The organism is Methyloceanibacter marginalis, from assembly GCF_001723295.1.
GTDB lineage: Bacteria > Pseudomonadota > Alphaproteobacteria > Rhizobiales > Methyloligellaceae > Methyloceanibacter > Methyloceanibacter marginalis.
Window position 1 is genome coordinate 1 of sequence record NZ_LPWD01000249.1, and the last position, 4,645, is coordinate 4,645.

Here is a 4,645-nt window from a genome sequence, read left to right on the forward strand (position 1 = left end):
GGTCTATGCCACGGGCGGGAACACCTTCTTCGGCAAGACCGCGGCGCTCGTCGAGGAGGCGCACACGGTCAGCCATTTCCAGCGCGCCGTGCTCAAGATCGGCGATTATCTGATCGTGATCGCCATCGCGCTGGTGACCCTGATCTTCGTCGTCGCCATGTTCCGCGGCGATCCGGTCATGACCACGCTTCAATTCGCGCTAGTGCTGACCGTGGCGGCGATCCCAGTGGCCATGCCCGCGGTGTTGTCGGTGACCATGGCGGTGGGGGCGCGCCGGCTTGCCGCCAAGCAAGCGATCGTCAGCAGGCTCGCCGCCATCGAGGAGCTGGCCGGCGTGGACGTGCTGTGCTCCGACAAGACAGGCACGCTCACCCAGAACAAGCTGACGCTCGGCGATCCGGTTTGCGTCGGCAAGGTCTCGCGCGACGACCTGGTGCTCGACGGCGCGCTTGCCTCCCGCGCCGAGGACCAGGACACCATCGACATGGCGGTCATCGCCGGGGTCAAGGACCAGGCTGCGCTCAAGACCTTCGAGATCACGCACTACCAGCCCTTCGACCCCGTGCACAAACGCACCGAGGCGACGGTAAAGACGACCGACGGAAAGAGCTTCAAGGTCACCAAGGGCGCCGTGCAGGTCATTCTTGCGTTGGCGCGCAACGCGGACCAGGTCCGTGACGACGTGAATCAGGCGACCGAAGCGCTTGCCAAGCGCGGCTACCGGGCGCTCGGCGTCGCCAAAACGTCAGGGGAGGGTGATTGGCAGTTCCTCGGCGTGCTGCCGCTCTACGATCCGCCGCGCCCGGACTCCAAGGAGATGATCGCCGCGGCCGAGGAGCTTGGCATTGACGTCAAGATGATCACCGGCGACCAGATCGCCATCGCCAAGGAGATCGCGAGCCAGCTCGGGCTCGGCACCAACATCCTCGACGCGAGCATGTTCGGCGATACCAAAGCGCATCAAACGGCGCAGCTCGACCACGATATCGAGACCGCGGACGGCTTCGCGCAAGTGTTTCCCGAGCACAAATTCCACATTATCGACGTGCTGCAGACGCACGGCCACATCGTCGGCATGACGGGCGACGGCGTGAACGACGCGCCGCCCTTGAAAAAAGCCGATTGCGGCATTGCGGTCTCCGGCGCCACCGACGCGGCCCGCGCCGCCGCCGCCATCGTGCTGCTCACGCCGGGTCTCACGGTCATCGTCGACGCGGTGAAGGAAGCGCGCAAGATCTTCCAGCGCATGAACAGTTACGCGATCTATCGCATCGCCGAGACCATTCGCGTCCTCCTGTTCATGACGCTGGCCATCCTCGTATTCAATTTCTATCCCGTCACCGCGATCATGATCGTGCTGCTGGCGCTGCTCAATGACGGCGCCATCCTATCCATTGCTTACGACAATGTGCGTCCCGCGCCGAAGCCGGAAGCCTGGAACATGCACCGCGTGCTGGGCATCTCGACCATGCTCGGCCTTGCGGGCGTGATCGCCTCATTCGGCATGTTCTATATCGGGGAGCGCGTGTTGCATCTGGATCGCGAGGTGGTCCAGACGCTCATGTATCTGAAGCTCTCGGTGGCGGGACACCTGAACATCTTCGTCACGCGCACGCGCGGACCGTTCTGGTCGATCGCCCCGGCGCCTATTCTCGTGGTCGCCGTGTTCGGCACGCAGCGCTCGCGACGATCCTCGCGGTCTATGGGCTGCTGATGCCGGCCCTCGGCTGGGAGCTCGCGCTCTTCGTTTGGGGCTACGCGCTGGTCTGGTTCCTGATCAACGATGGTGTGAAGCTACTCGGCTACCGCATCCTCGATCCCAAGGCGCGCCGGTTCTCTCTCAGCGCTCGGCGATTGCGGCGCCGGCCGGCGCCTGACAACCCCTGTCGGCGCTATCATGGCCGCCGAGGCGGACCCACCGGAACAGGTCGGGGGTAGATCATGGAGACGACCAGCAAAGCGGCGGTGCTCCAGCACGTCAGCGCCATGGTCCAAAGAAACAGTGTCATCGTGTGGCCCTCCTCGTGTCGGCCTTCGTGTCCAGGCGGCGCGCCCAGCGCCGCGGCTCAAAGAGGTTCGGCCAGAAGACGCTGATCGCCAGCACGGCGGCTAGGATGCGCAGCGCGGCAACCCAAAGATCGACATTCATTGGCGAATCCTCCTGATCTGCAGCAGAGGCTAGCGCCGGATCGTTGCCGGGATTGGGCTGCGGCATTTCCCAATGTTTCGCGCGCAGGAGATTTGTGTCGAAACGTTTCCGGGGCGCCGAAACGCGCTGTTTCGTTACAAAAATCTCCAGCAATGCGCGATTTGCCGCCCTAACTTGAGGACGCGTCGAGGACCGCGACGGGCGGGCCCATGGACGCGCCCAAGGGACGCGCCCCCGAGAAGGAAGAAGGGTCGGGATGAACGAATTTGTGCAAGCCGACACGGTCAGGGCCGAGACGGTCAGGGCCGAGAAGGTCGAGGCTGATATCGAGGCCGTGCTCGGCCTAGACAAGCCGAAAGCTACGCTCGGGCGCTACCGTCCCAAGCTCGTCCTCGCGGCGCTCGCGAGCGTGGCGGTGCTCCTCTACGCCATTTTCGGGACCGGCGGCTCCAATAGCGGCGCCCGCTATGTCACCGAGCCGGTGACCAAGGGCGCCATCACCGTTGCGGTCACGGCCACGGGGACCGTGCAGCCGACCAACGAGGTCGAGATCTCGAGCGAGCTCTCCGGCATCGTGCGCAACGTGCTTGTGGACTACAACAGCGCCGTCACCACGGGGCAGACGCTGGCCGAGCTCGACACCGACAAGCTGTCGTCGACGGTAGACAGCTCGAGGGCCAAGCTCCAGGCCGCCAAAGCCAAGGTCAGCGAGGCCGAGGCGACGGTCCTTGAAACGCGGCTTGAGCGGGAGCGCCAGCAACAGCTCGTCACTAGGAGAGTGGGGGCCGCGCAGCAGCTGGAGACCGCCGAAGCGGGCATCAACGGGCACTCGCCGCGCTGGAAAGCGCCAAGGCCGACGTCGCCGCGGCCACCGCCGACCTTGCCCTCAACGAGACGAATTTGGAGAAGGCCGTCATTCGTTCGCCCATCACGGGCGTGGTCCTGAGCCGCGTCGTCGAGCCGGGCCAGACCGTGGCCTCATCGCTGCAAGCCCCGGTGCTGTTCACCATCGCCGAGGATCTCACGAAGATGGAGGTTCAGGTCGACGTGGATGAGGCCGACGTCGGCAGCGTGCGTGAAGGGCAGAAGGCGAGCTTCACGGTCGATGCCCATCCCGACAGAACGTTCACCGCCGAGATTCGGGAGCTGCGTTACGGCTCCGAAGTGGTCCAAGGCGTTGTCACCTATAAGGCCGTTCTCACGACGGACAATTCCGAGCTGCTCTTGCGGCCTGGCATGACGGCAACGGCGGAAATCGTGGTCGCCCACGTGCAGGACGCGCTGACCGTGCCGAACGCGGCGCTGCGCTTTTCGCCGCCGAGCGGCGAAGCGGTGGACAAACGGAACTTCCTGCAAAAGCTGATGCCTGGGCCGCCGCGCATGCGCAGGCCGAGTAGTCCCTCGGAGCCGACGGGCGCGGAACGCAAGGTCTGCGTCCTGAGCGACGGAAATCCGCAAGAGATGGCCGTGACCGTGGCGCGACGGACGGCAAGCGCACCGAGATCGTAAAAGGCGAGCTTACCCCCGGCCAAGCGGTCATCGTCGACACGGAAGCCGCCAGGTGATGCCGGTGACCAAGCCGTTTAGGGCGAATGCGTCGCCGCTGATCGCGCTGCGTGACGTCACGAAGATTTACGGGCAAGGGGATGCGCAAGTGCGTGCGCTCGACGGCGTGAACCTCGCCGTCGGCGAGGGTGAGTTCGCCGCGGTCATGGGGTCGTCCGGCTCCGGCAAGTCCACCGCGATGAACATCATCGGCTGCCTCGATCAACCGACGACCGGCGCCTATCTGTTCAAGGGCGTAGACGTGGGCGGGCTCGACCGGAAGCAACGTGCGCTCCTGCGGCGGAACTATCTCGGCTTCGTGTTCCAAGGTTTCAACCTGCTGGCCCGCACCTCCGCGGTTGAGAATGTAGAGCTTCCGCTCATCTATCGCGGCATGCGCCATGCCCAACGCCGGCCGCTCGCCATGGAGGCGCTGGAGCGCGTCGGTCTCCAAGGCAGGGCGCGGCACACCCCCGGTGAATTGTCCGGAGGCCAGCAGCAGCGCGTCGCCATCGCGCGGGCCATTGTCACTAACCCCGCGGTGCTATTGGCCGACGAGCCGACCGGCAATCTCGACACCAAGACCAGTCACGAGATCATGGAGCTTCTCGTCGGGCTCAATCGTGAGCAGGGGATCACCATCCTCATGGTCACCCATGAGCCGGAGATGGTCGAATATGCCGGCCGCGTCGTGCATTTCCTTGACGGGCGCATCGCAAGCGACAGCCGTGCGCAGGAGGCGGCCTGATGTTCTACGAGACCCTGAAACTCGCGGTGCAGGCCGTCCGGCGCAACGCCTTACGCTCTTTTCTGACGCTGCTTGGCATCGTCATCGGTGTCTGCGCCGTGATCGCCATGGTCACGATCGGCAACGGCACCACCGAGAAGGTCAAGGAGGAGATGGCCAAGCTTGGTTCGAATGTGCTGTTCATCCGCCCTGGGCAATGGGGC

Annotated in this window: 7 protein-coding genes; 6 read left to right on the forward strand and 1 reads right to left on the reverse strand. The window is 64.8% G+C overall.

The genetic code is table 11. The annotated features are described in order from the left end of the window. Both AUC71_RS09725 and AUC71_RS20290 read left to right on the forward strand, forming a co-directional pair. Window positions 1-1,714 (forward strand): plasma-membrane proton-efflux P-type ATPase (locus tag AUC71_RS09725; RefSeq protein ID WP_204376698.1); only part of this gene is annotated, 1,714 nt, incomplete at its 5' end. Continuing rightward, entirely contained in the window at window positions 1,714-1,938 is a 225-nt protein-coding gene (locus AUC71_RS20290; protein ID WP_204376699.1) for a hypothetical protein, read from the forward strand. The genes AUC71_RS09725 and AUC71_RS20290, both read left to right, overlap by 1 nt. A gap of 67 nt (window positions 1,939-2,005) precedes the next feature. Here AUC71_RS20290 and AUC71_RS19480 read toward each other — a convergent pair whose 3' ends face one another. After that, window positions 2,006-2,149 (reverse strand): hypothetical protein, encoded by a 144-nt coding sequence (locus AUC71_RS19480; protein ID WP_158007784.1) that lies wholly within the window; start codon window positions 2,147-2,149, stop codon window positions 2,006-2,008. A gap of 256 nt (window positions 2,150-2,405) precedes the next feature. On the opposite strand from AUC71_RS19480, the gene AUC71_RS21175 reads away from it, so the two are divergent. The 4 genes from AUC71_RS21175 to AUC71_RS09745 form a co-directional block, all read left to right on the forward strand. Continuing rightward, entirely contained in the window at window positions 2,406-3,095 is a 690-nt protein-coding gene (locus AUC71_RS21175) for an efflux RND transporter periplasmic adaptor subunit (protein WP_244500884.1), read from the forward strand. After that, entirely contained in the window at window positions 3,050-3,658 is a 609-nt protein-coding gene (locus tag AUC71_RS21180; protein WP_244500885.1) for an efflux RND transporter periplasmic adaptor subunit, read from the forward strand. Before AUC71_RS21175 ends, AUC71_RS21180 begins: the two co-directional genes overlap by 46 nt. 55 nt (window positions 3,659-3,713) lie before the next feature. Then, window positions 3,714-4,442, forward strand: coding sequence for an ABC transporter ATP-binding protein (locus AUC71_RS09740; protein WP_069624111.1), 729 nt, complete (start codon window positions 3,714-3,716; stop codon window positions 4,440-4,442). Next, window positions 4,442-4,645 (forward strand): ABC transporter permease (locus AUC71_RS09745; RefSeq protein ID WP_141701588.1); only part of this gene is annotated, 204 nt, incomplete at its 3' end. The genes AUC71_RS09740 and AUC71_RS09745, both read left to right, overlap by 1 nt.

What these genes read in the sequence shown, in the direction of transcription:
- AUC71_RS21175 (WP_244500884.1), top strand. Translation starts at nt 2,406, where the DNA reads ATGAACGAATTTGTGCAAGCCGACACGGTCAGGGCCGAGACGGTCAGG.
- AUC71_RS19480 (WP_158007784.1), bottom strand. Translation starts at nt 2,149, where the DNA reads ATGAATGTCGATCTTTGGGTTGCCGCGCTGCGCATCCTAGCCGCCGTG.
- AUC71_RS09740 (WP_069624111.1), top strand. Translation starts at nt 3,714, where the DNA reads ATGCCGGTGACCAAGCCGTTTAGGGCGAATGCGTCGCCGCTGATCGCG.
- AUC71_RS20290 (WP_204376699.1), top strand. Translation starts at nt 1,714, where the DNA reads ATGCCGGCCCTCGGCTGGGAGCTCGCGCTCTTCGTTTGGGGCTACGCG.